Here is a 394-nt window from a genome sequence, read left to right on the forward strand (position 1 = left end):
TAATTTTGCTTGCTTTAGCGTTTACTTCAACCCAGGCGATGCAGCGAAAACTCGGCAAGCACTGGCAACAGTTGCATAATTTCGTCTATCTTGTCGCGATCCTGGCCCCAATACATTATCTGTGGTCAGTGAAGATTATTTCACCGCAGCCGCTCATCTACGCTGGGCTGGCTGTACTGCTTTTAGCCTTACGGTATAAGAAGTTGCGTTCCCTTTTTACCCGGTTACGCAAGCAGGTTCACAACAAATTATCTGTATAACTTCATATTGCCGACAAAGTACGCGTTATCCCTGCCGGATGCGGCGCGAGCGCCCTATCCGGCCTACGCAGATCACATCAGGTTATGTTTCGTTTGTCATCAACCTCAAATTACCAACATAATTTATGTTATTT

At 45.9% G+C, this 394-nt stretch carries 1 protein-coding gene; it reads left to right on the top strand.

Annotated elements, in window-relative coordinates; all coding sequences use genetic code 11:
* The coding region (locus D7X96_RS39395; RefSeq protein WP_502260798.1) for a cytochrome b family protein at positions 1–260 on the top strand (260 nt) is incomplete at its 5' end.
* Positions 261–394 lie beyond the last annotated feature (134 nt).

Source organism: Corallococcus interemptor (assembly GCF_003668875.1).
GTDB classification, from domain to species: domain Bacteria; phylum Myxococcota; class Myxococcia; order Myxococcales; family Myxococcaceae; genus Corallococcus; species Corallococcus interemptor.